This is a genomic window from Nocardiopsis sp. FR4 (assembly GCF_009830945.1).
Taxonomy (GTDB): domain Bacteria; phylum Actinomycetota; class Actinomycetes; order Streptosporangiales; family Streptosporangiaceae; genus Nocardiopsis.
On record NZ_VWVV01000029.1, the window covers coordinates 23,992 to 49,337 of the forward strand.

The window sequence follows — 25,346 nt, forward strand, 5'->3', positions numbered from 1 at the left end:
TGCCCCTCATGATCCGGTGGCGTCGCGGCGAAGTCCGTCAGATCCTCCCCTCCTGGCCGGGAGTCGTCCAGTGCGTGGTGGACGTGGAGTCCCCCGGCGGCGCGGTCTGCCGGGCGCTGGCCTACACCCGCCTGGTGGGCTCACCCCGGGTCGGCGACACCGTACTGCTCAACACCGGCGCCTTGGACCTGGGGTTGGGCACGGGCGGCTACGCGCTGGTCGTGGCCCTCCCCGACCGCCTGCCCGAGGACCCCGAGGGCCCCGGGCACCTGGTCAAGGCCCGCTACACGCCGTTGCAGGCGGCCGTGCTGGGCGCCGACGAACAGGGCTCCCCCCACCACGAGGTGCTGCGCTCCGCCGAGGGCGTGGAGGGCATGCCCGTGGTGGTGGCCGACCTGCACTCGGCGCTGCCCGCCGTACTGGCCGGAGTGCGCGAGCGACACCCCGGGGCGCGGATCGTGTACGTCATGCTGGACGGCGGAGCGCTGCCCGCGGCCTTCTCCCGCCTGGTGGGGACACTACGCGAGGAAGGGCTGCTGGCGGGCTGCGTGACCACCGGCCAGTCCTTCGGCGGCGACCTGGAGGCGGTGACCGTGCACTCCGGGCTGCTGGCCGCTCGGCACGTGCTGGACGCGGACGCGGCCGTGGTGTGCCAGGGCCCGGGCAACCTGGGAACCGGCACCCCGTGGGGGTTCTCGGGGGTCTCCTGCGGCGAGGCGGTGAACGCGGTGTGCGCGCTGGGCGGGCTCCCGGTGGCCTCGCTGAGGGTGAGCGAGGCCGACCCGCGCGAGCGGCACCGGGGGGTGTCCCACCACAGCCTGACCGCCTACGGGCGGGTGGCCCTGGCCCGCGCACAGGTGGTCGTGCCGCTGCTGCCGGGCGTGTTCGGCGAACGCGTGCGCATCCAGGCCCGGGCCCTCCGAGCCCGGCACGACCTGGTGGAGGTGGCGGTGGACGGGCTGGAGGAGGCGGTGCGGGCGCTGCCCGTGAAGGTGTCCACCATGGGCCGGGGTCTGGAGGAGGACCGGGCGGCGTTCCTGAGCGCCGCCGCGGCGGGCCGCCACGCGGCCGCGTGCCTCTGACGGCGTCCCCCGCTCCGGTCAGCGCACCCCCGGAGCCGGATCAGCGCTGGTCCGCCGGACTGGGGTCGCCCGTCACGGCACCGGGGTCCGGGGCGGGCTCGACGGCGGGCTCCCCCTCCGCGGCCGGGGCCGGTTCGGTCTCCTGCGGGGACTCCGCGGCGCCCCTGGCCGCGGGCACGGCACCGGGGGCCGGAGAGCGCCGGGTGCCCTCCAGCATGTACGGCGAGGGCTCGTCGAAGAAGGCCCCCGGCCGGAACATGGGCAGCGAAGCCGGATCGGCGCGCACCCCCTCGTCCACCCGCAGCGCCTCGGGCACGAACACCGTCCCGTCACCGCAGGCGACTCCCCACCGGCGCCCCTGCCCCACCGCCACCACCTGGCCGGGCGCCCCGCCGGGGATCCGGTCGGTCAGGCGCCCCGCGCACAGGGTGATCCGCGCCCCGCCGAACATCGCGAACGCCCCCGGGTAGGGGTCGGCGAGCGCGCGCACCATCCGGTCCACGTCGCCGCCCGCGGCGGTGAGGTCGAGCTGGCCGTCGCTGGGGCGCCGGCGCGGCCACACCGAGCCGTGGCCGCTCTGCGGGCGGCGGGGCGCGGTGCCCGCCAGGAGTCCGTCCAGGTGGCGCACGAGCAGCTCCGACTGCAGCTGGCCGACCCGTTCGTAGAGCGCGGTGGCGGTGGCGTCGGGGGCCACGTCGAACCACGCCTGGTCCACGATGTCCCCGGTTCCCGGCTCCCCGCCCAGGTGGTACAGGGTCACGGCGCTGGAGCGCATACCGCGCAGGATGGTCCAGGGGATGGGCGCCCAACCGCGCCCGACCGGCAGCGGCGCGGGATGCAGGGCCACCCCGCCCAGCGTCAGCGAGGAGACCAGGGGGACGGGAACCGGCTGCGACCAGCCCGCCACGACCAGCAGGTCGACGCCGTGCTCGGCCAGGGCCCGGCGCACCTCCTCGGTGTCCAGGTCGGCGGCGCGCAGGTGCGGCACGTCGTACTGGCGGGCGAGGGCCTCGAAGTCGAGGTAGCCCGAGCGGTGCGCGAACTCGGCCGGGTAGGACACCACCAGGCCCGGCGGACGCCCCTGTGCGCACAGGTCCTCCAGCGCCGGAGCGCCCAGGCCCAGTCCGGACACGTAGCAGTAGCGTCGCCGATCCGCCATCAGCTCCCCCTCACCGGCTACCGATGCCTCGACTCTACGCAGCGGCCGGTGACCGACAGCGGAAGGCGCGAAGGTGTGTCTGGACACGGAGAGCGACGAACCGGAAAAGGGCCGGGCCCCGTGGAGGGGACTCCTCCACGGGGGCTCCGGTGCTCTTCGGGCAACGCGCAGGCGCTACTCCTGGCTGTCGCCGCCCTCCTCCGCGGTCTCCTCCGCGGCCGGGTCGGCCTCCTCCTCGGAGGGCTCCTCCTCGGCTGGCGGCGGGTTGTCGTAGGCGCCCAGCACGTCGACGACGAAGACCAGGGTTCCGGCCGGGGCGCCCCCGGTCTCCTCCTCCGTCTCGCCGTAGGCCATGTCACCGGGCACGACCAGCAGCAGGCGGCTGCCGACCTTCTGGCCGACGATGCCCTCGTCCCAGCCCTGGATCACCGCGCCCGCGCCGATCGTGGTGTCGAAGGGGTCGCCGCCGCGGCTCCACGTGGAGTCGAACACCTCGTGGTCGCCGTTCTCGTCGGCCTCCCAGCGCACACCGGTGTACTGGACGACGACCTGCTGGCCCTCCTCCACCTCGGCGCCGTTGCCCTCGATGAGCGGAACGACCTCCAGCTCCTCGGGCGGGTCGGTGTCGGGGATCTCGATGACGGGCTCGCTGTGCCCCTCCTGGGTCACCTCCGGCAGGCCGTCGCCGCCGTTGGAGGTCTGCTCCCCGGGCACGACCGCACCCTTGTTGAAGCGGTCCATGAGGTCGATGACCAGGACGCTGGCGCCCTCGGGGGCCTCCTGCCCCGTCGCCTCGGCCTGCTGGCGCTCCTCCTCCGTCATCGGCGGGAAGACGTACACCGCCCGACTGCCGACGGGCTGGTTGACCAGCACGTCACCGATCTGCTCGGGCAGCTGCTCCATGCGGATCAGGTCCGGGGCACCGGTCTCGTAGCTGGACTGGCCCTCCACGGCCTCGCCCTCGCCGGGCCCGGTCCACTGGTACTGGACGACGTTGGCGATGAGCAGGTCGTCGGCGCGCACCAGCTCGTCCTCGCCGGAACCCGTGTTGACGACACCCGAGATCTCCTCCTCCGGCGGCTCGATGTCGGGGAAGGAGATCTCCGGCTCCTCGCCGACCTCCCCGGTGACGGTGGGAAGGCGCGGGTCCAACTGCTCCTCACCCATACGCAGGAAGGCGGGGGTACGCCACTCCTCGGGGATGTTCGAGCAGCTGGAGACCGCCAGGGCGATGGCGGTCAGCGGCACCGCGAGGGCGGCAGCACGTCGGTGCATGGGTCACAACCTCTGATTTCCGGCTTAGGACAGGGTCACACTACCGAAAAGTAAGGCCGTAACCACCCCCCGGAACCCCGCGAACACCACCGCCCCACCGCGGGCCCCGCGCCGCCGGGCGGGGGGCCGCACGGAGCGACGGGTCACATTCCGGCGATGAGCTTCTCCACCCGCTCGTCCACCGACTTGAAGGGGTCCTTGCACAGCACGGTGCGCTGCGCCTGGTCGTTGAGCTTGAGGTGCACCCAGTCCACCGTGAAGTCGCGGCGCTGCTCCTGGGCGCGGCGGATGAACTCCCCGCGCAGGCGGGCCCGCGTGGTCTGCGGCGGCACGGACTTGGCCTGGAAGATCTTCAGGTCGCCGACCACCCGGTCCATCTGCCCGCGCTTCTGCATCAGGTAGAACAGCCCGCGGTCGCGGTGGATGTCGTGGTAGGTCAGGTCGAGCTGGGCGATGCGGGGTGAGGACAGGGACAGGTCGTACTTGTCCCTGTAGCGCTCCAGCAGCAGGTACTTGGCCACCCAGTCGATCTCCCGGGAGACGATCTCCAGGTTCTGGGACTCCACCGCCTCCAGGGTGCGCTGCCACAGCTCCAGGACGCGCTTGCCCACGGCGTCGGTGCCGTGCCGGTCCACGTAGCTCTGCACCTTGTCCAGGTACTCGCGCTGGATCTCCAGCGCGCTGGCCTCGCGCCCGTTGGCCAGGCGCACCTTGCGGCGCCCGGACATGTCGTGGCTGACCTCGCGGATGGCCCGGATCGGGTTCTCCAGGGTGTAGTCGCGCATGACCACCCCGGCCTCGATCATCCGCAGCACCAGGTCGGTGGAGCCCAGCTTGAGCAGGGTGGTGGTCTCGCTCATGTTGGAGTCGCCCACGATGACGTGCAGGCGGCGGAAGCGCTCGGCGTCGGCGTGGGGTTCGTCGCGGGTGTTGATGATGGGGCGCGAGCGCGTAGTGGCCGAGGAGACGCCCTCCCAGATGTGCTCGGCGCGCTGGCTGACGCAGAACAGCGCCCCGCGGGGGGTCTGCAGGACCTTCCCGGCCCCGGAGATGATCTGCCGGGTGACCAGGAAGGGGATCAGCACGTCGGCCAGGCGGCCGAACTCGCCGTGCCGGCCGACCAGGTAGTTCTCGTGGCAGCCGTAGGAGTTGCCCGCGGAGTCGGTGTTGTTCTTGAACAGGTAGATGTCCCCGGCGATGCCCTCCTCGTGAAGGCGCTGCTCGGCGTCGACCTGCAGCCCCTCCAGGATGCGCTCGCCAGCCTTGTCGTGGGCCACCAGGTCCACGAGGCTGTCGCACTCGGGGGTGGCGTACTCGGGGTGGCTGCCCACGTCCAGGTACAGGCGGGCACCGTTACGCAGGAACACGTTGCTGCTGCGCCCCCAGGAGACCACCCTGCGGAAGAGGTAGCGGGCGACCTCGTCGGGGGACAGGCGGCGCTGTCCCCGGAAGGTGCACGTGACCCCGTACTCGTTCTCCAGCCCGAAGATCCGTCGTTCCACGCGGCCTCACCAACTTCCCGTCCCTGGGCGCGGACGACGGGGCCTCGCCGTCCGCACCCGCCCGTGCGGTGCGGCGCCTCGGGTGCGCCGCACCGGGATCATCGTGTACAGGTCATTCGTCGTCCCCGTCCGCGGCGGCGCTCCCGCCCGCCGGGGCGGTGCCGCCCGCGGCGTTGCCCGCCTTGCCCTCCTCGATGAGGCGGTTCAGGCGCGCGCCGTGGATGCGGCGGAACTTGCGGTGCTCCCTGGCCCGCTCCAGCACGGCGACCTCCAGGTTGGCGGCCTCCAGTTCGCGCTCCTCGCCGTTCTCCCGAGCCAGGGCGTGGGTGGCGGTGTTCAGGGCCGCGCTGAGCGGGGCGTCGGCGGCGAAGCGGTCCTTGAGCACGCCCGACACGTGCTCGGAGGAGCCGCCCACGGCCACGAAGCCCTGCTCGTCGACGATGGAGCCGTCGAAGGTGATGCGGTAGATCTCGTCCTCGTCGGGGGTGTCCCCGACCTCGGCGACGACGATCTCCACCTCCCACGGCTTGAGGCTCTCGCTGAAGACGGTGCCCAGCGTCTGGGCGTAGATGTTGGCCAGCTGGCGCCCGCTGACGTCGCGTCGGTCGTACTGGTACCCGCGCACGTCCGCGAACCGCACGCCCATCAGGCGCAGGTTCTCGAACTCGGGGTAGCGTCCGACCGCGGCGAAACCGATGCGGTCGTAGAGCTCGCTGATCTTGTGCAGAGTGCGGGACACGTTGTCCGCCACCATGAGGATGCCGCCCTCGTACTGCAGGACGACGGCGCTGCGGCCGCGCGCGATACCCTTGCGCGCGTAGTCCGCCTTGTCCTTCATCTGCTGTTCGGGGGCGACGTAGAACGGCATCGACACCGCGGATCGTTTCCTTACCTCGTCGGAAGATGTCTGGTGTGGGGGCGGGGCCCGCTCAGCCCAGGCGGACAGTGGGGCCGTCGGGGTCGGCCGCGCGCCCCTGGACCACCTCGGTCGCCAGGCGCTCGACCTCCTCGGCGGGCAGGCGGCGGTGGCCGTCCTCGGTGATGACGTCGACCAGGGGGAAGATCTTGCGGTGCAGGTCGGGGCCTCCGGTGGCGGAGTCCTCGTCGGCGGCGTCGTAGAGGGCCTCCAGGGCCACCTTGGCGGCGCCGGTGGTGTCCAAATCCTCGCGGTAGAGCTTCTTGACCGATCCCTTGGCGAAGACCGACCCCGAGCCGATGGAGTGGTAGCGGTGCTCCTCGTAGCGGCCGCCGACGGCGTCGTAGCTGAACACGCGGCCGCGGTCCTCGATCTCGTCGTAGCCCACCAGCAGCGGGATGACCACGAAGCCCTGCATGGCCATGCCCAGGTTGCCGCGCACCATCTGGGCGAGCTTGTTGGCCTTACCCTCGAGGGAGAGGGACCGGCCCTCCATCTTCTCGTAGTGTTCCAGCTCCACCTGGTAGAGGCGGGCCAGCTCGATGCCGATCCCGGCGGATCCGGCGATGGCGACCGCGGAGAACTCGTCGGTGCGGAAGACCTTCTCCATGTCGCGGTTGGCGATGACGTTGCCCTGCGTGGCGCGACGGTCACCGGCCACCAGGACGCCCCCGGGGAAGGTCAGCGCGACGATGGTGGTGGCGTCGGGGGTGAGGTGCTCGGTCCCGCCGCCCGCGGGCAGCTTGTGCCCGGGCAGAAGCTCGGGCCGGACCGAACTGAGAAACTCCGTGAAGGACGAGGTCCCCGCACTCATGAAAGCGGCAGGCAACCGTCCGCCCTCGAACCCTTCGAACACGCGACTCCCTCCACGTGCGCCCCACCCTGCATGGGGGCGGGTGGGGCGCCTGTTGTCCTTGTTGTCTGCGGTCGGGCTCCGCCGACCGTTGTGACTGACCCTAGCCGTGCGCGCGGCGGTGCCGACGACGCCGGAGTGCGCTGTCAGCGAACCGCCGCCGGCGGCTACTGGCCGCCCTTCTGCACGAACTGCCGGACGAAGTCCTCGGCGTTGCTCTCCAGCACGTCGTCGATCTCGTCGAGGATGTCGTCGACGTCCTCGTCCAGCTGTTCCTTGCGTTCCTGGACGTCTGCCGCGGCCTCGGTCTCCTCGACCTCCTCGTCGCGGCGCGAGGCGTGCTTCTGACCGCCGGTGTCCTTCGTCGCCATAGCTCGTTACCTCCCGTTCGGGATCCCCGTTCGGGGCTCTCGCCCTTATCTTGGCCCAACACCGCGCGGCTCAACCCCCTTCCCGGGGCCCGATACCCGCTAGTTACCTCGGATCGTCCCATGTGCACGCGGGGGCAATCGCACAGGTGTGCGCGGTGCGCCGGGCGTGTCCGCCGCCCCGCCGCGCCCGTGCGGGCCGGCCACCGGACACCGGAATGTTCGGAGATCGAACAAAGCTACCGGCGGGTCACCGGCCTGACCTTCAACGGTGCGCCTCCGTGTCCGCTCGACCACGGACGGCGCCGTTCGCACGTGTCCGCATCCGGCCAACGAACCCCTCTTGCGCGGCCCGGGCGCTCCGCATCGGACATCAGCACCCACTCCAAACCCGGAGATCACACGAATCATCACGGAGTGCGATGAGAGCCTTTTGGTGCTTTCACCGGATGGTCCAGTCAACCCCTGAGCGGATTATCAGCTAATCCCCTTTTCCTCACCACAGTGTTCACCTATGGTGCGATTTCTTTTACTGAACGTCCCGATACGGGACGGTGCGGTGAACGGCCGGGGTCCCCCACGGCCCCCGGGCCCCGCCCCCCATCCACAACCCCCGAGGAGGTAGGGATCTACGCGACCCTCCCCCGCCATCTCCGCGATCGGCACCGGCGCCCTCGCCTTCGGCCTGGCGTTCTCCGCGGCGCCGGGCGCTGCTCGGTCGGGTTCGCCGTGACCGACGGCTCCGGCGCGGGCGGCTTCGTGACGGCGGGCCACTGCGGCACCGTCGGCACCTCCGCCCAGAGCTCCGACCGCTCCGGCTCGGGCACCTTCCGCCAGTCCGTCCTCCCCGGCAACGACGGGGCCTTCCTGGCGGCCACCTCCGACTGGAGCGTGACCAACCTGGCCAGCCGCCACAACGCGGGCGGCCCGCAGGCGGTGTCCGGCTCCGCCCGGGCGCCGAAGGGCTCGGCGGTGCGCCGCTCCGGCCCCACCGCCGGCTGGCACTGCGGCACCATCCAGGCCCGCAACCAGTCCGCCACCCACCCCGAGGGCACGGTGCGGGGTCCTGACCCGCACCAACGTGTGCGCCGAGCCCGGTGACTCCGGCGGCTCCTTCATCTCCGGCTCGCAGGCCCAGGGCGTCACCTCCGGCGGCTCGGGCAACTGCTCCTCCGACGGCACGACCTACTACCAGGAGGTCAACCCGATGCTGGACTCCTGGGGCCTGTCCCTGGTGACCGGCTGACCGTCTCCCCGTTCCCGGGCGTCCCCGTCCACGGCAGCGGGCGGGGACGCCCGTCTGTGCGCCCCGTCCGGAAGTGGCCACCCCCGCGTCCCGCCGTGCGGATCGCGAACCGGCCGCCGTCCCCACGGGAGGGGGCTGTGACCTTCGGAGTTACGCCTGTGTATCCGAATGATGACGGGTGGCACCTGGTACCGGTGTCCGCATCCGGCCATCGAACACCCCTTGCGACCCACCAGATGTTTCGCTCGGTAACAGTACGACTCCGAAGATCACAAGGTCGCACGGTCGGCGACTACGCGTAGCCATCACCAAACGATGGGTCATGGGACGATCCCGCGTCCGACTACATGGATCCACACAAAGAGGGTCTTTCCAGCGTCAAAGTGTGCACTTATGGTTGGGGATCGTTTACCGGATGTCTCGGTGAACTTCGGGAACCGGACCAACTCCGATTCCCGAAAGGGGCCTTCCACGCCCACCGGAAGGAAAGCCCCGAATCCCCCGTCAATCCCCCTGGAGAGTAGGGACCCCCATGCGACCCTCCCCCGTTATCTCCGCCGTCGGCACAGGAGCCCTGGCCTTCGGCCTGGCCCTGTCCATGGCCCCCGGAGCCCTCGCGGCCACCGGACCCGTCCCCCAGGCCCCCGTGGCCGACACCAACGCCTCCAGCATGTTGGAGGCCCTCACCCGCGACCTCGACCTGACCCCGCTCGAGGCCGAGTCACTGCTGGAGGCCCAGGAGGCCGCCATCGAGACCGACGCCGAGGCCGCTGAGGCCGCCGGCGCCGCCTACGCGGGCTCGCTGTTCGACACCGACACCCAGGAGCTCACCGTCCTGGTCACCGACGCCGCGCTCGTCGACGAGGTCGAGGCCACCGGAGCCGAGGCCACCGTCGTCGCCCACGGCAGCGAGGGCCTGGCCGAGGTCGTGGAGGACCTCAACGAGGCCGACGCCCAGGAGGGCGTCCTGGGCTGGTACCCCGACACCGCCAGCGACACGGTCGTGGTCGAGGTGCTCAAGGGCGCCGACGTCGACGCCCTGCTGGCCGACGCCGGCGTGGACGCCTCCGCCGTCCAGGTGGAGGAGGTCAGCGAGGTTCCCCAGACCTACGCCGACATCATCGGCGGCCTGGCCTACTACATGGGCGGACGCTGCTCGGTCGGCTTCCCGGCCACCAACAGCGCCGGCCAGGCCGGCTTCGTGACCGCGGGCCACTGCGGCACCGTCGGCACCAGCGTCACCATCGGCGACGGCCGCGGCGTCTTCGAGCGCTCGGTCTTCCCCGGCAACGACGCCGCCTTCGTCCGCGGCACCTCCAACTTCACCCTGACCAACCTCGTCTACCGCTACAACTCCGGCGGCTACCAGTCGGTCACCGGCACCAGCCAGGCCCCCATCGGCTCGGCGGTGTGCCGCTCCGGCTCCACCACCGGCTGGCACTGCGGCACCATCCAGGCCCGCAACCAGACCGTCCGCTACCCGCAGGGCACCGTCTACTCGCTCACCCGCACCAACGTGTGCGCCGAGCCCGGTGACTCCGGCGGCTCCTTCATCTCCGGCTCGCAGGCCCAGGGCGTCACCTCCGGCGGCTCGGGCAACTGCCGTACCGGCGGCACGACCTACTACCAGGAGGTCATGCCGATGGTGAACTCCTGGGGCGTGCGCATCCGCACCAGCTGACACCCCCACACGTCCCCCGTCCGCGCCCGGCGCGGGCGGGGGACGCCCGTGTGCTCAGCGCCCGCCGGTGAGCACCGCGACCAGGTCGACCGCGGTCTCGGAGGCGTCCAGGAGCTCACCCACGTGCTCCTTGGTCCCCCGGCGCGGCTCCAGCGTGGGCACCCGCTGCAGCGAGTCGTAGCCCGGCAGGTCGAAGATCACCGAGTCCCAGGAGGCGGCGGCCACCTCGTCGGCGTACTTGGCCAGGCAGCGCCCGCGGAAGTAGGCGCGGGTGTCCTCCGGCGGCTCGGTGACCGCGCGCTCCACCTCCGGCTCCTCCAGAAGGCGGCGCATCCGCCCGCGCGCCACCAGGCGGTTGTAGATGCCCTTGTCCGCACGCACGTCGGAGTACTGCAGGTCCACCAGCTGCAGGCGCGGGTGCGACCAGTCCAGGCCGTCCCGGGACCGGTAGCCCTCCAGCACCTTGAGCTTGGCCACCCAGTCCAGCTCGTCGGCCAGGCTCATCGGGTCGGTGCCCAGCCGGTGCAGCACCGACTCCCAGCGGTCCAGGATGTCGGCGGTGTCGGGGTCCACGTCGGTGCCGAACCGGTCCTCCACGTACTTGCGGGCCTGGTCCAGGTACTCCGCCTGCAGCTCCAGGGCGGTCATCCGGCGACCGTCGCGCAGCCGCACCCGGTGCGTGAGCCCGGGATCGTGCGAGATCGCCCGCAGGTCGGCCACCGGGGTCTCCAGGGACAGGTCCACGCTCAGGAACCCGTCCTCGATCATGGACAGCACCAGCGCGGTCATGCCCAGCTTCAGGTAGGTGGAGACCTCGCTCATGTTGGCGTCGCCGATGATCACGTGCAGGCGCCGGTAGCGGTCGGGATCGGCGTGCGGTTCGTCACGCGTGTTGATGATGGGCCGCTTCAGGGTGGTCTCCAACCCCACCTCGACCTCGAAGAAATCGGCGCGCTGGGAGATCTGGTACCCGCTGCCCTGCCCGTCGGAGCCGATGCCGACCTTTCCCGCGCCCGTCACCACCTGCCGCGAGACGAAGAACGGGATCAGGTGCCGCACGATGTCCCCGAACGGCGTCGACCGGTTCATCAGGTAGTTCTCGTGGCAGCCGTAGGAGGCGCCCTTGTTGTCGGTGTTGTTCTTGTACAGCTGGATGGGCTCGATCCCCGGCGTGGCTCCCGCCCGCGCGGCGGCATCGGCCATCACCCGCTCCCCCGCCTTGTCCCACAGCACCGCGTCGCGCGGGTTGGTCACCTCCGGGGCCGAGTACTCGGGGTGGGCGTGGTCCACGTACAGCCGGGCACCGTTGGTGAGGATGACGTTGGCCAGCCCCAGGTCCTCGTCGGTGAGCTGGGTGGGGTCGGCGACCTCGCGGGCCAGGTCGAAGCCGCGCGCGTCGCGCAGCGGGTTCTCCTCCTCGAAGTCCCAACGGGCACGCCGCGCCCGGGCCGCCGAGGCCGCCAGGTAGGCGTTGACCACCTGGGTGGAGGTGACCATCGCGTTGGCCCCGGGATTGCCTGGCACGGAGATCCCGTACTCGGTCTCGATACCCATAATCCGCCGCACACTCATGGTGAGAGGTTATCCACCGTGGCCCGGTCTTGAACGCTTCCGCGCCAATTGTGGCCCAAGTGCCGCGTTCCCGGGCGTTGCGCGCAGACCTCGGGCACCGGTGCCACCGCAGGTCACACCGTCCTCCGCACTATCCGGACCCGTGGCCGCCCGCTCACGGAAAGACAGCGGCGCCGGCCCCGCGCGCGGCCGTGCCGTGCGGGCACGCGCCTCACCCCACCGCCCTCCCACGCCGAGAACCCGCGGTGAACACGCACGCGCCCCAGAGCACGAGCACGGCCAGCGTCCCGAGGCGGGCCGCGGGGGCCTCCTCGGTGAGGGTGTGGGTCTCGCCGCCGACGGTGACCTCCCACGAGCACACCCGCCCCGGAGGCCACCAGGACCAGTGCGCCGTGCCGTGGAGGGAAGCGTCCGGGGTCAGGGGACAGGCCAGGGCGTCGGTGGTGTACCACTCCAGCCCCAGGAGGGCGCACCACACCAGGGCGGCGAGCGCCCACAGGGCCGCCCAGCCGAGGAACACGCGGGAGAACGGCTTCTTACCGGCCATGGTCGTCACGGGGGTTCGGTACCACGGTCAGCGCCGCGGCAAACCGCCCCTGGCGCGGAGAGGGGCCGACCGGAAGGTCCGGTCGGCCCCAGGGCGCTCTCAGAACGCGTTGCTACAGGTACTGGCCGGTGTTGGGCACCGTGTCGATGCTGCGGCCGGAGTCCGCGCCCTTCTTGCCGGTGACCAGGGTCCGGATGTAGACGATCCACACGGTACGGGCAGTTTGACCAGCTCAGGGACATGCCGGACGCACCCTTGTTAACACGCTGCTATCACGCTGCCAGGTGCATCTTTTCGTACTGCTGGTTGAGCATCTGGCGTGCTGACGCCACCGACCCCTGGAGCAGGTGCCAGTAGACACGCTCCGTGATCATCGAGTTCTTGTGCCCCATGATCCGCGCTAGCTGAGGGAGGGGCATCTTGTCCCGGATGCACCGTGCCGCGAAGTCGTGCCGCAGCCAGTGGAAGACGAACTCCTCCGGCAGCTCCGCCGCTCCCACCCCGTCCCGGAAGTCCTCATAGTAGGTGGGCCGGTGGGGGTGTGGCGCCGACTTCCCCGGGCAGAGGAACCCGTCCTCGCCGATCGAGTACGCCTCGGCGTGGTTGATGATCTTCTCGTACAGGAAGTCGGCCACGGGAACCTCTCGGAACTCCTCGGGCTTCCGGTGCTTGAGGGGCGCCAGCGTGTTCGCCTTGAGCACCTGGCGGTTGATGCGCAGGACGTATCCCTCGTTCCCCTCGACCAGCTGATTCATGCGGACGGCGAGCGCTTCTCCGATGCGCATTCCTGCCGCGTGGCCGAAGTACACCGAGAGCTGCCACGGCCCGTGCAGGCGGCTTGCCAGGATGTCCAACTGTTCCAGTGTCGGGGAGACGAACACGCGCGATTCCACGTGGGCGGGCAGGGCCACGTTGACGCAGGGGCTGGTCTCGATCACCTTGCTCTCGCGCAGGTCAGCGAAGACCGCGGATACCGCGATGTAGATGGTCGCGACGGTGTTGGGGGCGAATCTACCCTCGCAGTGCTTCACCAACGCCTTCACGTGCTCGCGGCTGACCTCGGTCTCTCCCAGATCTCCGAAGCGGATCCCGTCCACATGGAAGTCGTACACGTGGTTGCGCAGGCTGTACCCGTAGTGGGCGGTCGTGCTCTCCGAGCCGATCCGGGTGGCGAGGAAGGCTTCGGCTGCTTCCTTGAAGGGGCGCTGCTTACGCTTCGGGGCCTTGACGACCTCTTCAAGGGCACGCGCTCCCTCGACCTTCTTGGCCCACCGGTTGGCTGCGCCCCAGTGGTCTCCGTCGTACTCCTTCTTCTTGAAGGTCGCGGTCTGGAGACGCGATCCGCGGCCACCGTTACGCCAGTAGACGGTGACCGTGTGGGGGCACTTCGACCAGATCCGGTCACGCTTCCTCTTGTCGGTCACTCCGTTGGCGCACTCGCAGCGCTTAGCAACCGTTGCCATCAGAGCACGTTCCTGTTCAGGAAGTCCTCGACGTTGCGCTCACGGAAACGCAGGTGGCGGCCGACCTTGATACCCCTCAACCCCCACTCACGCCACCTGTCGTAGATGGTCTTCTTGGGAACGCTGAGGTAGGCGGCTACATCGTCCGGCGTGAGGAGACGGTTGGAACCTCCAAGTGACACGGGGGCTCGCTTTCTAGCTAGTCAGGTTCTGGGCTCTCGCCCATCTGATCGGGTCGTGTGGTGCTCTTCGCCCTCTCCTGAGGGGTCTCTCCGAAGTCGGTCAGCCACCGGACCGCCCCATCCACGTCGTGGTACGGAGGGATGCCCTCCGGACGCGAGTACAGGTGGAAGTCCAACAGGTGACGGCGCAACGTCTCCGGGTCACGGGTGGTACTCAGGGGCCACTGGCCGTCGAGCCACCGCCAAGCATCGTGGGCCGGGACTGTCCCGACCCCAGTCACCTCTACCTCGCCCTGGGCGGTCGGTGGAAGCAGGAGGGTCGAGGGCGTCACGTGGAACGCTGCGGCCAGGGCCAGGAGATCGTCCACGTCAACGCGGCGCTTCCCGTGCTCGATCCGGGTGATCGCTCCGGGGATGGTCGGACGTCCGTGATCCTCTGTGAGGCGCCGGGCGAGTTCGGTCGTGCTGAGGTTGCGCAGTGCTCGGAGGCGGCGCACGTTGGCGGCGACCTGATGCCCGGTGGGGCCGAGATCGTTGGATCGTCGCGCCTGCTGGGGTTGGTTTTCGCTCATCTTGAGAGTGTCCCATCGCAACATGGCCGGGGCCGCTTCCTCCTCTCTCATGTAGCGTTCTCATTCATCACGCTTGAATCTTATACCATCTTGGTAGAAGCTTGGGTCATAAAGGTGGGGGTGCGAAGCACCCCCACCAGAAGAACGCCCCGGTGCGGCGATTGCGACGCCGCTCCGGGGCTCTACCCGAACCCCTGAGACCGCAGGAGTCGAGTCGTGTCCGATCGTATCCCCGCCGCCCTTACAGCGGCAGCCTCCATCCCCTGGTGGGATCTCACACCCGCCCTCGTGGGCCTCGCCCTCATCCTCCTAACCGCAACCAAGCTCGCCGCGGCCGGGGTCAAAGCGATACGCGACCTCCCCGAAGACCAACGCGACGACCTCGTCCAACTCCTCCTTACTGTCGCCTTCCTCATCGTCGTCGGCATGCTGGTGGCCGAAGGCATCATCGGATTCGCCCGTGACGAGATGGGCCTCGGCCCTGTGCTTTCCGTCGCGGTGTTCCTCGGTATCGACGGCGTGGCCGGGTTCTTCGCCCACACCGCCTACCGATGGGCGAAGGTCGGCGGTAAAGCCCTGTTCCCCCGGGCCATGGTCATCCTCATCATCACCGGGTCCGCCTGGTTCCAGTGGATCCACGCCGCCGACCTCGCCTTGGCCGCGCAGGTCGCCCGCGCGGGGATGCCCCTCATCGCCGCCCTCCTCCTCGAAACCCTCCTCGTCTCCCGCAGGACGGCATGGAAGCAGGCCCAGACCAACAGCGGCTCCTCGGTCCCCCGAGCACGGTGGATGTGGGACCCCATCGGGTCAGCCGGAATTACCCGACGCATGCAACTGTGGGCCGTGCCCGGCTGGGAGGACGCCCTCGAACTCCACATGATCCGGCTCGAAGCGATCCGGCGACTTCGTAGAGAGTTCGGCCCGTTCTGGTCCCGGAAGGTGCCCGCTCACATCGCGGTCCGTCTCCAGAAGGGATTCCGGGTTCAGGAGGCCGCCGACATGGTGGACACGATCATCACCGAGCACCAGGCTCACAAAGGCGGCACCGAACTTCCGCCCGAGCTTCCTCCCGCGCGTGACCCTCGCGTCTTCAACAAAGCGGTCGAGTACTACGCCCAGGCGGTCATCGGTGGCCGGGAACTTCCCTCCGAGCGTGGGTTGTGTGAGGCCTTCGACGTTCCCACGACAAACCGCCGCTGGGCCAAGCAGGTCATGAAGGCCGCCGAGGCGCGCGCGGACGAGCACAGCACGCCAGCTTCTCCCCATGCCCACCGCCCCCTTCTCACCTGAGAGCGAGTGCGTGGATCGGGGTTTGTGGATTGGAACCCTCCCTGATCTGCGCATAGCAGCCTGAGCAGGGCCCGCCGGTGTTCCGGCGGGCCCCTGTTGCTTCCGGTCATCTCACGACCCCGTGATGGCAGCATCTACGGACCTTAAGCGGCGGACCCCATCCCAACGGGACGCTACGGAAAGCGACAGCCGCCGAAGCCTATGAGCTGTCTGTGGCGCTGCGAGGTATTGGCTGCACCGCGCCGGTCACGGTGGAGGGCTGCTCTCTGTAGAGAGCAGCCCTCCGGATTGCCGCAGAGCGGCAATGGTCCTCATCTGGTTCAGTTCAGCATCTGGAAGACGAACCCGGCGACCGTTGCGCCTAGCACCGCACCGGCCAGAGTCTGGGCGGCGGTGTGGTCACGGAGACGTACTCGGGACCACGCCACCAGCGCGACCGCCGGAACGGTGACCGCCATGTAGGGACCGTAGGTCAGCATCAGGATGACCGCCACGCCACCAGCGACCGCGGTGTGCACGGAGATCTTCCATCGGGCGGTGACCGTGACCCCGAGGGTGATGAACAGTGTGGCTAGCATCGCGACGACGAGGGCCACCAGCGGCTGGGGACCGTCCAGCACGGCGAGCGTGGTGATACCGCCGATGACGCACACGATGATGATGAGCAGCGGGACGAGCCGCTGTTTGCGCTCCCCGACGTGGTGGTCGGTCCACCAACCGACGCGGGCACCGGCGATGAGGATCGCGTAGGGGATGATGCCGCAGAACAAGGCGGCGAGGATTCCCCAGCCGAGGCCGGCGAGGCCGGGGGCGGCGTGCCATCCCACGGCCAGCAGGATGACGACCACCAGGATTCCTGGGGCGCAGACCTCGGTGATGATGCGGGCAGCTCGGCCGCTGGCGCTGCGGGCCGGTGTCGTCGTCTTCATAGTTGGGTTGACTCCTGGAGTCCGGGTGTGGGCAAGGGAAAGGCTTCGGCAAGGTCGCGGACGGCGCGTGAGCGGTAGGCGCGCGCGATGCGGCGCAACCGCTTCACCTCATCGCTGAGCCATTCCTCGCTGGTGCTCTCCGCGTCTGCGCGCGAGGTCGCGCAGTCGGCCTCGTCGACAGTTCCGGGCACCCCGGTCGCCTTGGCGCGCAGTGCGACGCGCCACCGGCATGCCTCGATGAAGGCTTCGGCCTCTGTCACAGGCATGTCGCTCTGGCTCGCTGCCTTCGTGGCGAGGTCGTCGACGTCGGCCTGCATACTGCCGTGCAGAGCGAGAACCCCGTCTTCGATCTCGACTGCGCAGCGGTACAGGCGAAGCTGGGTGTCCCAGCGGGGGGTGTATTCCCTGTTCAAGACTACGTCGGGGCTCTGAGTGCTGATCTCTTTCCAGAGCGGACGCAGGTCGGCCAGGGCGCGCAGGTCCTGTACCTTGCCGATCGCAGCGCCGACAGCAGGAGCGGGGAGCGTGGTCCCGACGACGACCAGCAGCAAGGAGAGGTCGAGCAGCACGGTGTTGGCCACTGCTGTGGCATCGGGGCTCAGCGGTGTTCCTGGTCCGTCTGGGAGGCTGCCCACCATGAAGCCGAGCTTGTTGGCGGCGTAAAGGAGGCCCACGGTGGTGCCGATCCCGCTCAAGGTGAGGCCGACCCGCAGTCGCCCGCCTGGTGCCTGCCGGGCCTGTCGGAGGAAGAGCCGGGTGGCCAGGGCGAGCATGGTGCCGAGATGGGTGAGCCAGGCGCCCCAGTAGACCAAGGATGCGACGGTGCCACCCACGCCAAGGAGAAAGTCGCCGTCTGGGGTTCGGGGGATGGTGGGGAGCGCGGCCATCATGATCGTGACCATCAGCACGGTGAACGCGTAGCGGATGTGACGGTCACGACGCGGGTTGCTGCTGCCTCCGAGCATCCGCGCGACGAACTCCAGCACGGCCGCGGTCATGACGGCACCCGCGAGGTGTTTGGGCACGGTCAGCAGGACCGCCAGGTCGAATTGTCGAAGGAGGTCTTCGGCCTGAGGAGTGCGCACTGTCGTGACGATCGCCAAACAAAAGAACGCGATCACCAGCGGACGCTGGTTGGGGTGTTTCACGGCTTTGGGTGCACGCCAAGCGACCACAATCCACAAAAGCAGTGGAACCACTAGGTTACTCATTTTTCCTGTTCTTCTTCCGCACCCAGGGTTCCTTGCAGGCGCCGCAGAGGCCCGTGCAGCGATTCCGGAGCCGGACTGTCGATTGCTTGCCCGAGAATGGTTGCTGTCATTTCAGCCTGCTGCTCTTCTACACTGTCGTATCTCGCGCGTTTGCGTAGTAGCATCCGACGGACGGTTTCCAGTGGGAGGTTGGGGAACAGTTCGGCAAGCGCACTATCGCCCACGAGGAGTTGGTGCTCCCAGAGCATGTGTGCGATTTCGTGGAGCACGATATGGCGCTGATGGGTCTTTGAAGTTCCCGCCGCATAGAATATGTGATCGGCCTCGCCGCTTCCGATCCAAGCACCGCACACCTGTTCAGACGCCCTCCAGGGGTGGAGGTGAATCCTACGGCCGCGCCGATCCTCAAGGGCTCCCAGGAAATCAGAGAGCGAGCGTGAATCTGGAAGCTCTAGATGCAGGGAGGTCAACTTATCCCTACACTGATCGTAGAGTTCCCCATTTGCTGCCCCTTGGGACGACGAAGATCGACGCCCACCCGGACAGAACATAAAAATACCCCCGCCCCATGACCCCAACCAAAAATAAGATCAGTGACGCAAGAAAAGCACTAGTTCACATACTTAATACGAATGCGGTAGAACTATTTATACAGCCTTAGCTCACGCCAAAGGCAGCCCAAATGGCTCCACATCGACACGCGAAGCATGCCAATGGGAGTCGTGAAAGAACTTACCCCTCCTGGATCATCATGCCAGGCCAGAGCAGCGCACAAAACCAGATAAAGGGTGAGCTTTCGCTCTTTTGTAAAGGTTTTATATATTACTTGTCTCGTTTATGTTCCGCGCTCGACAGACCTTCGATCTCTCGTGCCGACTCGACCATGCGCGCGAGGGAATCAAGGCTTCGAGGAGAGAGGCCAGCCGCACGCAGAGCAAGGTTCTTGACTCCGGTGTCGCGCAGGGCTGCGAGCAGGGCAAGCTCCCTCTCCACCTCTACTGCGACCGTGTCGTCGGTGAAGTAGGACGTGGGCACCCCGAAGATCGACGCGAGGCCGGCCTCGATGCCCTCCGGTGCGCCCTGCCATGTCTCGGTCAGCGCCTCTACTTGGCCCACCGTGATGTCGATGCCGCCTTGGCGCAGTTCCTTGGCGAGGTCCCGAAAGGTGTAGGGGTGCCCGCTCTTGGTGTGAACGACGCGGAGCAGGAAGGCGAGCCGCGTTGGTTGCGACTGAACGATGGCGCGGACCGCAGGAGTCGGAGTCTTGCCTTCACGCGCTTGCTCGTACCCGCCGATGTCCCATCCTGCGGCCTCTTCGATCCGGGCGATCGTGTCTGGACGGGGACTGCTGGTCCCGTAGCGGATGTTGCGCAGGGCCTGGTCAGACTTGCCGATCGCTTCGGCGAACTCGGCGAGGGTGAGGCTTTGGTCTTCGCAGGCTCGTGACAGGGCTCTGTCGAATCGGTAGGCCCCCCAGTTCGCATAGGGGGGCGGCGGGGCTTCGTTGGTCATGGCCCCATGGTAGCGCGCCATGCCCAAGTTTGGCCGTAACTTGGGGGCAAGTTCCACTACTCTCCGTGCAACTTGGGTTTCCGACTGGCTTTACTTGGGGCAAGTTACTTTGAACTTGGCCCAAGTTGGGCATACGCTGGCTTCATGCTTGACACCATCCCTCCTGGCGTGGACGGCGACCAGCTACACCTGGCTCGCCGCCAGCGGAAGCTCTCCATGCGCCGACTGGCAGAGGCTGCGGGCCGCGACCCGTGGCATCTCTACAAGGTGGAGCAGAAGCAGCGCTCCCTCAGCCTCCCCGTCTACATCGACGTGTGCAGGGCCTTCGATATCCCCGTGGGTGCACCGCTGACCTACAGCGGGCCCCGAAGGTTCAACGAGGTGATTCCCACCCCTCTCAGTCAGGACTCCCACACAGGGACGTGACGGGAACCGTCACCGTTTACCTGCAAGAACGTCGCACAGATCACGCTTGGTCCACATGGTCCACCTCCTGGACCGTCCGGACCGCCGAACGAGAAACGAGAACCAGTGAACGGTTCGGGCCGTCCCAGCCCTACCTGGCACCCGCCGACTCCTTCTGACGTCATCCGTTCCATGCAGCAGCGCTCCCAGGACCTGGACGCGGCCAGCCGGGACACGCGGAAACTCGCGACCCGATACGCGGAGGCGCGTCAGGAGTTTCGCGTCGCCCAGGCGCGGGCCGTGCTGCGCAGCGTGGGCCAGGGCAGTGTGAAGGACCGCGAGGCGCGCGTCACCCTGGCCGTGGTGGACGAGCAGTTCGAGATGGACCTGGCCGAGCAGGAACTCAAGGCCGCCCGAGATCACATCGGGACCCTGCGAGCGCAGCTCAGCGCTGACCAGTCCATCGGCGCGTGGCTGCGCGCCGAGGCTTCCCTCCCTGGTTCCACCTGGGGGGCGTGATGCAGCTTTCTCTCATCGATGAGGCGGGTGTGGAGGAGGGACGTCGCCTGCGTGAGGAGGCGCTCGCTGGCGCGTCCGCGGATGGGTGGGACAACGCGGTAATCGACCAGGCGATCAGGTTCTTCGCGGCCAGTGGGCGACGCTTCTCCGCGAACGACGTCCGGCCTCTGCTTCCCCTGGTCCGCAGGGCCGCGATCGGTGCTCGGTTCATGGCGGCGTCCCGTCGCGGCGTGATCCGGCGCGTGGACTCGACCCCGAGCACCGACCCGGGCACGCACGCTCACCGGATCACGGTGTGGGAGGGGACCGGCATGTAGTGGTCCGATTGGACCGGCAGGGGCCATCCCCTCGGCCCAACCGGTTCAGGAGAACCAACCCCACCATAGGAACAATGTTCCGGAACCCTGTTGCGCTTCTGCGGGGGTTGCCTTAGCTTCTGACCTGCCCCGGGGACCAGCCCCGACAGAAGCAAAGGCAACCGCCATGTCCGAGTACTGCTCTGCCCTCATCGACTCACGTCTCGGCGGCATCGATCGCACCACCCTCACCCCGGCTGACCAGACCCTGCTGGACCTTGTCCATTCCCAGAGCTGGACCGTGGACGGCCGCGAAAAGGTCCTCACCCAGGAGCTGGATCGGCTCAGCGTCGAGATCAACCGCCTCCGAGAGAACCCCGACCACAACCCGAGCGCCCTCGGGCACGTAGCAGCCCAGGCCGCAGCAGCCCAGAACCAGCTCCACCAGGCCCGCCAGGCCTTCCGCATCATCCTCGGCACCGCCGCCACCATCCTGCGCTAACCCCGATCGACAGGCCGCCCCGCACACGGGGCGGCCCCACACCAAGGAGCCCCATGAGCGCCACACCAAGCGTTGCCGTCCTCGCTGCCCTGACCACCGCCGACCCCGAAACCGGGACTCTGACCCTCGGTACCTGGCCAACTCTGCGGTCCGCAGAAGCCAACGGGTGGATCGCCCGGACCGACCCCACGGATCAGACGGACCGACCGGACCGGTTCACCATCACCCCCGAAGGTGAGGCGTTGAAGATTCCCCGTGGCCTGCACGCAGAAGTGGACCAGTACCTGGTCGCCTCCCGGTTCCCTCGTCTGTCGTTTGTCGCAGGGCACCGCCTGATCGACGGCCGCGTGGCCACCTTCACCGGGAAGGTCTCCAGCTACGCAGACATGCGGACGGACAAGGGGCACCGGCGTCATCTCCGTATCCGGGTGGATACCGGACCAGGCCGAGGGGCGGAGGTCATCGTCTCCCCCGAGGACTGCGTGCGCCTGCCCAAGCTCACGCACGGCCAAGCTCATGCCCTGGTTTCCACCAGGTGCGGCGAACCGACGACCCGGGATCCGCGGACCTACCGTTCCCTCGTCCGTAAGGGCTTGCTGACCGGCACGGTCGATTCTGCGCGGCTCACGCGCACGGGAGCACTCATCGCCGCCGCCTTGAGCTGAACACCACCACGTCGGGGCGTCTCCGGAGGGAGGCGCCCCCGTCCGATCAGGAGGACCCTTTTGGCCGTCGAGGTCATGGCGTGGGTGTGGAACCACTCACGCACGAAAAACTCAGCCCGCCTGGTACTGCTCGCCATCGCGGACTGCGCCTCCGGTGACGGCACCAACGCCTGGCCGTCCAACAAGGAGTTGTGCCGCAAGACGAACCTCACGGACAGGTCGGTGCAGTCGGCCATCCAGCAGTGCGTCGAACTGGGCGAGCTGGAGGTCGAGCTCAACGGCGGACGCCGAGGCACGAACATGTACACGGTCCTGATGCGGACCCCCGAAAATTCTTCGCCCCCGAAGAAAGCTCGGGGGGAAGATCCTGCGCCCCCGAAGAATGTTCGGGGGTCACGGAAGTCGCAGGTCAGCCCGAGGAACCCCGAAGGATTTGCGGACCCCGAAGGATTTTCCGGGGCGAAGATTTTGCGCCTTACCCCCGAAGAATCTTCGGACGGAACCATCCCTGAACCGTCAGGAGAAGAAGAGTCTCTCTTCCCCGGCCTCGCGCAGAACGCCGAGCCTGACCCCGGCTCCTTGTTCGAGGAGTTCTGGGACGCGTATCCGAAGAAGCGTGCGAAGGGAGACGCCCGCAAGGCGTGGGGGCAGGTGCTCAAGCGCGGAGCGGAGCCGCGCGCCATCGTCGCCGCCGCTCACCAGTACGCGCGGGAGCGCGACGGCGAGGACCCCCAGTACACCGCCTATCCGGCCACGTGGCTGCGCTCCGAGCGGTACGCCGACGAGCCCGACCCGACGTACCAGCCGCCCCGCCAGAGGGCCGGAGGCCACCAGCCCTACCGCAACCCCACCACCTACGGCTCCAACCCCGACCCGTGGGCCTGACCCGAAACGGAGATCCATCATGGCCACCGCTCTCGCCAGCGAATCCTTCCTCGGCCGACTCGCGCGTATCGCCCGCCAGCGCGGCCTCGACACCACCCCCGGCCCGATCAACGACGCCCCCTCCCCCGATGAGCCGGGGCATCCCGCGTACCACCACCGCCAGCGAGTGAACGCCGCACTCGCCAAGCTCGAACGTGCCGTCCCGCCTCGGTACGCGAACGCGACCGCCGACATGCCCGAGGTGGCGTGGTGGGCCAGCGAGGTGTCCATGAACCCGACGACGGCAGGCTCCCTCATGCTGTGGGGCACCACCGGCAGCGGGAAAACCCACCAGGCCTACGGAGCTCTGAGGCAGATCGCGGAATCCGGGCCGGCACGGTTCGGGGTGGTCGCGGTGTCGTTCCCGGACCTGTACGCCGCGCTCCGCCCCGGTACATCCGACCCCATGGAGCGCGAGCGCACCATGCGCCGCGTGATGCAGACCCCGCACCTACTCCTGGACGACCTCGGCACCACCAAGGACAGCGCATGGACTGAGGAGACGACGTACCGGATCATCAACCACCGCTACAACCGGTGCCTGCCGCTCATCCTCACGAGCAACGAGCCTCCGGGAGCGCTGCCGGATCTAGTGGGTGATCGGATCGCTTCCCGCTTGATCGAGATGACGACCCGTGTGGAGATCTCCGGAGCCGACCGCCGAAAGGTGTCCCGTTGACCCCCGTCGACCTGGACGACCTGGTACGGCTGCTCGCACCCCCACCCGGCCTGGACATGTCGTGGCAGGACCAGGCGCTATGCGCGGAGACCGACCCGGAGGCGTTCTACCCCGGCAAGGGACAGACGCCCGACCAGGCCCTAGCGGTGTGCGGTCGGTGCGAAGTGCGCACGGCCTGCCTGAAGTACGCGCTCGCTGCCCGGGAGCGCTACGGGGTCTGGGGCGGGACCACGCAGGACGAACGCCGCGCCATGTGGAACGAGACCGACGACGAAAACGAGGGGTGTGCGGCATGACGACGGGACCGAGCAGAGCCGTCCGCGAACTGGTGTGGGACCGCGACGGAGGCGCGTGCGTGTGGTGCGGACAGGCGGTCAGCCCTCGGTGGCACAGCATCCACCACCGCATCAACCGGGGATCGGGCGGGACTCGGCGGCGCGAGCTGAATCTGCCCGCGAACCTCCTGCTCCTGCACGGCACCGGTACGACCGGGTGCCACGGCCTGATCACCTGCCGTCCGGAAGCCATACGGGAGGCCAAGCGGCGGGGGGTTGTGCTGTCGAAGCTGGCGCTGGCCGCGCCCTGCGATGTGCCCGTGCTCTACGTGGGGCGGGTCTGGGCGCGTCTGGGCGATGACGGGTCGTGGACCGCGGTGTCCACACCTGTCAGTGATGGCGTATAGCTTTATCTCGAAACTTGGGGCAAGTTTTAGCGAACTTGCCCCAAGTGGGGTAAGGTCAAGCCACCCGAAAGGGCGTTGACCAGCCGAAATGCGGCATACGGCACCGAGACAGAAAGGAACCCCGTGGCGGGCGAAACCCCGATCACACTCGTCGGCAATCTCGTAGCCGACCCCGATCTGAGATTCACACCCAGCGGCACACCGGTCGCCAACTTCCGGGTCGCCTCAACTCCACGCACCTTCGACCGCCAGAGCGGCGAGTGGAAGGACGGCGAGGCCATGTTCCTCACCTGCACCGTTTGGCAGCAGCACGCGGAGAACGTGGCCGAAAGCCTCCAGCGCGGCACGCGGGTGATCGTGCAGGGCCGCCTGAAACAGCGCTCGTATGACACCCGCGAGGGCGGAAAGCGCACCGTCTTCGAGATCGACGTCGACGAGGTCGGCCCGGCCCTGCGCAACGCCACCGCGACCGTGACCAGACAGCAGCGGTCGGCCGAACACCACACGCAGAACAACCGATCCACCAGCGGATACGGGCACACGGGCGGATACCAGCCCCCGGCAGACGACCCCTGGGGCTCCCCCAGCCCGCAGACCCCGTTCTAACCCCATCCCCACCTAGGAGCACCAGCAGTGATCACCCGCCAGATCCCGTTCGACGTCGCCCACGCCCTGAACCACGTGGTTGACCTCGGCCAACCCCACGCGGGATACACCCCCATCGACCTCCAGCACGACGCCGACCTGCCCGACGGGCGCGAGGAATGGATCCTCATCGTGCAGCGCACCGACGACGGAACCCACTGGGCACTGCCCCTCATCGGGGACGAACTCAACCCCAAGTTCGTCAACCGCGCCAAGCAGACCGTGACCGCGCACCAGGTCACAGCCGTGCACAAGACCGAGTACGTCGCGGTCCAGCCGACGAAGGCGCCGAGCTACACGTGAACGCACACAACACCTGGCTCACCCGCGTGGCCAGAGCGATCCCGGAGGAACGGGTGCGCCTGTGGACCCTGTACCGAATCCACGTCACCCACGCTTCCGAGGACCACGACACCGCTCTGGCCAGCCTCAACGAACAACTCGACCAGGAGAAGAGCCCGTGACACCGCAACAAGTCCGCAGCCGGGTCGCTGATCGACCCGGCTGATGAAGACGCCGCGCACTCAGCGGAAGACCTGCTGTGGCAGGACACGCTCGCCGCCATCGCGGCGGGCGCTCCCCGGCCCCGCCAACTCGCCGAGGAAGCCCTCGCGACAGCGCGCCTGAATTTCCCCCGCTACTGCGCCTGAACCCAGCACGGGCCGCCCC

At 68.6% G+C, this 25,346-nt stretch carries 30 protein-coding genes and 2 pseudogenes; 17 read left to right on the top strand and 15 right to left on the bottom strand.

Annotation, left to right across the window (positions count from 1 at the left end; genetic code table 11):
* The first annotated feature begins 8 nt into the window (after nt 1-8).
* On the top strand, nt 9-1,082 hold the full coding sequence (locus tag FYW95_RS22375) for a DUF3866 family protein (protein WP_160050717.1): 1,074 nt from the start codon (nt 9-11) through the stop codon (nt 1,080-1,082).
* A gap of 40 nt (nt 1,083-1,122) precedes the next feature.
* Here FYW95_RS22375 and FYW95_RS22380 read toward each other — a convergent pair whose 3' ends face one another.
* From FYW95_RS22380 to FYW95_RS22405, 6 genes are all read right to left on the bottom strand, one after another.
* Nucleotides 1,123-2,241: a methionyl-tRNA formyltransferase gene (locus tag FYW95_RS22380; RefSeq protein WP_159942458.1), complete on the bottom strand. Its 1,119-nt coding sequence runs from the start codon at nt 2,239-2,241 to the stop codon at nt 1,123-1,125.
* A gap of 174 nt (nt 2,242-2,415) precedes the next feature.
* Nucleotides 2,416-3,516 carry an FKBP-type peptidyl-prolyl cis-trans isomerase gene (locus tag FYW95_RS22385; RefSeq protein ID WP_159942457.1) on the bottom strand — a complete coding sequence of 367 codons (1,101 nt, stop codon included), beginning with the start codon at nt 3,514-3,516 and terminating at the stop codon, nt 2,416-2,418.
* A gap of 143 nt (nt 3,517-3,659) precedes the next feature.
* A complete protein-coding gene (pafA, locus tag FYW95_RS22390; protein ID WP_159942456.1) occupies nt 3,660-5,018 on the bottom strand; it encodes a Pup--protein ligase in 1,359 nt (452 codons plus the stop codon).
* Between the two features lie 112 nt (nt 5,019-5,130).
* Nucleotides 5,131-5,892, bottom strand: a complete 762-nt coding sequence (gene prcA, locus FYW95_RS22395) for a proteasome subunit alpha (RefSeq protein WP_159942455.1) — start codon at nt 5,890-5,892, stop codon at nt 5,131-5,133.
* 55 nt (nt 5,893-5,947) lie between these two features.
* A complete protein-coding gene (gene prcB / locus FYW95_RS22400) occupies nt 5,948-6,790 on the bottom strand; it encodes a proteasome subunit beta (protein WP_159942454.1) in 843 nt (280 codons plus the stop codon).
* A 164-nt stretch (nt 6,791-6,954) separates the two neighbouring features.
* Nucleotides 6,955-7,158, bottom strand: a complete 204-nt coding sequence (locus FYW95_RS22405; protein WP_159942453.1) for a ubiquitin-like protein Pup — start codon at nt 7,156-7,158, stop codon at nt 6,955-6,957.
* 696 nt (nt 7,159-7,854) lie between these two features.
* On the opposite strand from FYW95_RS22405, the pseudogene FYW95_RS22410 reads away from it, so the two are divergent.
* Nucleotides 7,855-8,401 (top strand): annotated as a pseudogene (locus FYW95_RS22410) (S1 family peptidase); the annotation flags it as partial.
* A 532-nt stretch (nt 8,402-8,933) separates the two neighbouring features.
* On the top strand, nt 8,934-10,082 hold the full coding sequence (locus tag FYW95_RS22415; protein WP_159942452.1) for a S1 family peptidase: 1,149 nt from the start codon (nt 8,934-8,936) through the stop codon (nt 10,080-10,082).
* 54 nt (nt 10,083-10,136) lie between these two features.
* Here the strand turns inward: FYW95_RS22415 and dop are convergent, their stop codons facing one another.
* The 5 genes from dop to FYW95_RS22440 form a co-directional block, all read right to left on the bottom strand.
* Nucleotides 10,137-11,654 carry a depupylase/deamidase Dop gene (gene dop, locus FYW95_RS22420; RefSeq protein ID WP_159942451.1) on the bottom strand — a complete coding sequence of 506 codons (1,518 nt, stop codon included), beginning with the start codon at nt 11,652-11,654 and terminating at the stop codon, nt 10,137-10,139.
* Nucleotides 11,655-11,865: 211 nt separating this feature from the next.
* Nucleotides 11,866-12,210, bottom strand: a complete 345-nt coding sequence (locus tag FYW95_RS22425) for a hypothetical protein (protein WP_159942450.1) — start codon at nt 12,208-12,210, stop codon at nt 11,866-11,868.
* Between the two features lie 263 nt (nt 12,211-12,473).
* Nucleotides 12,474-13,664 carry a tyrosine-type recombinase/integrase gene (locus FYW95_RS22430; protein ID WP_160050718.1) on the bottom strand — a complete coding sequence of 397 codons (1,191 nt, stop codon included), beginning with the start codon at nt 13,662-13,664 and terminating at the stop codon, nt 12,474-12,476.
* Nucleotides 13,664-13,846, bottom strand: coding sequence for a helix-turn-helix domain-containing protein (locus FYW95_RS22435; protein WP_160050719.1), 183 nt, complete (start codon nt 13,844-13,846; stop codon nt 13,664-13,666). The genes FYW95_RS22430 and FYW95_RS22435 overlap by 1 nt, the downstream gene beginning before the upstream one ends.
* Before the next feature lie 17 nt (nt 13,847-13,863).
* Nucleotides 13,864-14,418: a helix-turn-helix domain-containing protein gene (locus FYW95_RS22440; RefSeq protein ID WP_160050720.1), complete on the bottom strand. Its 555-nt coding sequence runs from the start codon at nt 14,416-14,418 to the stop codon at nt 13,864-13,866.
* A gap of 288 nt (nt 14,419-14,706) precedes the next feature.
* On the opposite strand from FYW95_RS22440, the gene FYW95_RS22445 reads away from it, so the two are divergent.
* Nucleotides 14,707-15,708, top strand: a complete 1,002-nt coding sequence (locus FYW95_RS22445; protein WP_160050721.1) for a DUF2637 domain-containing protein — start codon at nt 14,707-14,709, stop codon at nt 15,706-15,708.
* Between the two features lie 320 nt (nt 15,709-16,028).
* On the opposite strand, the gene FYW95_RS22450 is transcribed toward FYW95_RS22445, so the two are convergent.
* From FYW95_RS22450 to FYW95_RS22465, 4 genes are all read right to left on the bottom strand, one after another.
* Complete coding sequence (locus FYW95_RS22450; protein ID WP_160050722.1) at nt 16,029-16,637, bottom strand: phosphatase PAP2 family protein; 609 nt, start codon at nt 16,635-16,637, stop codon at nt 16,029-16,031.
* The gene (locus tag FYW95_RS22455) at nt 16,634-17,848 is read right to left on the bottom strand and encodes an MAB_1171c family putative transporter (protein ID WP_370463247.1); all 1,215 of its coding nucleotides are present in this window, start codon (nt 17,846-17,848) and stop codon (nt 16,634-16,636) included. Before FYW95_RS22455 ends, FYW95_RS22450 begins: the two co-directional genes overlap by 4 nt.
* Nucleotides 17,845-18,117: a hypothetical protein gene (locus tag FYW95_RS22460; RefSeq protein WP_160050724.1), complete on the bottom strand. Its 273-nt coding sequence runs from the start codon at nt 18,115-18,117 to the stop codon at nt 17,845-17,847. The genes FYW95_RS22455 and FYW95_RS22460 overlap by 4 nt, the downstream gene beginning before the upstream one ends.
* A gap of 553 nt (nt 18,118-18,670) precedes the next feature.
* Nucleotides 18,671-19,360 (bottom strand): helix-turn-helix domain-containing protein, encoded by a 690-nt coding sequence (locus FYW95_RS22465; RefSeq protein WP_160050725.1) that lies wholly within the window; start codon nt 19,358-19,360, stop codon nt 18,671-18,673.
* Between the two features lie 144 nt (nt 19,361-19,504).
* On the opposite strand from FYW95_RS22465, the gene FYW95_RS22470 reads away from it, so the two are divergent.
* The 13 genes and pseudogenes from FYW95_RS22470 to FYW95_RS22525 all read left to right on the top strand — a co-directional run bounded on the left by FYW95_RS22470 (nt 19,505) and on the right by FYW95_RS22525 (nt 25,141).
* Nucleotides 19,505-19,786, top strand: a complete 282-nt coding sequence (locus FYW95_RS22470) for a helix-turn-helix domain-containing protein (protein ID WP_160050726.1) — start codon at nt 19,505-19,507, stop codon at nt 19,784-19,786.
* Between the two features lie 171 nt (nt 19,787-19,957).
* On the top strand, nt 19,958-20,284 hold the full coding sequence (locus FYW95_RS22475; protein ID WP_160050727.1) for a hypothetical protein: 327 nt from the start codon (nt 19,958-19,960) through the stop codon (nt 20,282-20,284).
* Complete coding sequence (locus FYW95_RS22480) at nt 20,284-20,601, top strand: hypothetical protein (protein WP_160050728.1); 318 nt, start codon at nt 20,284-20,286, stop codon at nt 20,599-20,601. Before FYW95_RS22475 ends, FYW95_RS22480 begins: the two co-directional genes overlap by 1 nt.
* A gap of 166 nt (nt 20,602-20,767) precedes the next feature.
* Nucleotides 20,768-21,082: a hypothetical protein gene (locus FYW95_RS22485; protein WP_160050729.1), complete on the top strand. Its 315-nt coding sequence runs from the start codon at nt 20,768-20,770 to the stop codon at nt 21,080-21,082.
* 53 nt (nt 21,083-21,135) lie between these two features.
* Complete coding sequence (locus FYW95_RS22490) at nt 21,136-21,747, top strand: hypothetical protein (RefSeq protein WP_160050730.1); 612 nt, start codon at nt 21,136-21,138, stop codon at nt 21,745-21,747.
* 75 nt (nt 21,748-21,822) lie between these two features.
* Nucleotides 21,823-21,993: pseudogene (locus FYW95_RS28980) on the top strand (helix-turn-helix domain-containing protein); the annotation flags it as partial.
* 333 nt (nt 21,994-22,326) lie between these two features.
* Complete coding sequence (locus FYW95_RS28460) at nt 22,327-22,632, top strand: hypothetical protein (protein WP_236572275.1); 306 nt, start codon at nt 22,327-22,329, stop codon at nt 22,630-22,632.
* A 19-nt stretch (nt 22,633-22,651) separates the two neighbouring features.
* A complete protein-coding gene (locus FYW95_RS22500; RefSeq protein ID WP_160050732.1) occupies nt 22,652-23,350 on the top strand; it encodes an ATP-binding protein in 699 nt (232 codons plus the stop codon).
* A 56-nt stretch (nt 23,351-23,406) separates the two neighbouring features.
* Nucleotides 23,407-23,646, top strand: a complete 240-nt coding sequence (locus FYW95_RS22505) for a WhiB family transcriptional regulator (RefSeq protein ID WP_201294994.1) — start codon at nt 23,407-23,409, stop codon at nt 23,644-23,646.
* Nucleotides 23,643-24,032: an HNH endonuclease gene (locus tag FYW95_RS22510; protein WP_160050733.1), complete on the top strand. Its 390-nt coding sequence runs from the start codon at nt 23,643-23,645 to the stop codon at nt 24,030-24,032. Before FYW95_RS22505 ends, FYW95_RS22510 begins: the two co-directional genes overlap by 4 nt.
* A 123-nt stretch (nt 24,033-24,155) precedes the next feature.
* The gene (locus FYW95_RS22515) at nt 24,156-24,638 is read left to right on the top strand and encodes a single-stranded DNA-binding protein (RefSeq protein ID WP_160050734.1); all 483 of its coding nucleotides are present in this window, start codon (nt 24,156-24,158) and stop codon (nt 24,636-24,638) included.
* A gap of 27 nt (nt 24,639-24,665) precedes the next feature.
* Nucleotides 24,666-24,980, top strand: a complete 315-nt coding sequence (locus tag FYW95_RS22520) for a hypothetical protein (RefSeq protein WP_160050735.1) — start codon at nt 24,666-24,668, stop codon at nt 24,978-24,980.
* The gene (locus tag FYW95_RS22525; protein ID WP_160050736.1) at nt 24,977-25,141 is read left to right on the top strand and encodes a hypothetical protein; all 165 of its coding nucleotides are present in this window, start codon (nt 24,977-24,979) and stop codon (nt 25,139-25,141) included. Before FYW95_RS22520 ends, FYW95_RS22525 begins: the two co-directional genes overlap by 4 nt.
* The last annotated feature ends 205 nt before the right edge of the window (nt 25,142-25,346 follow it).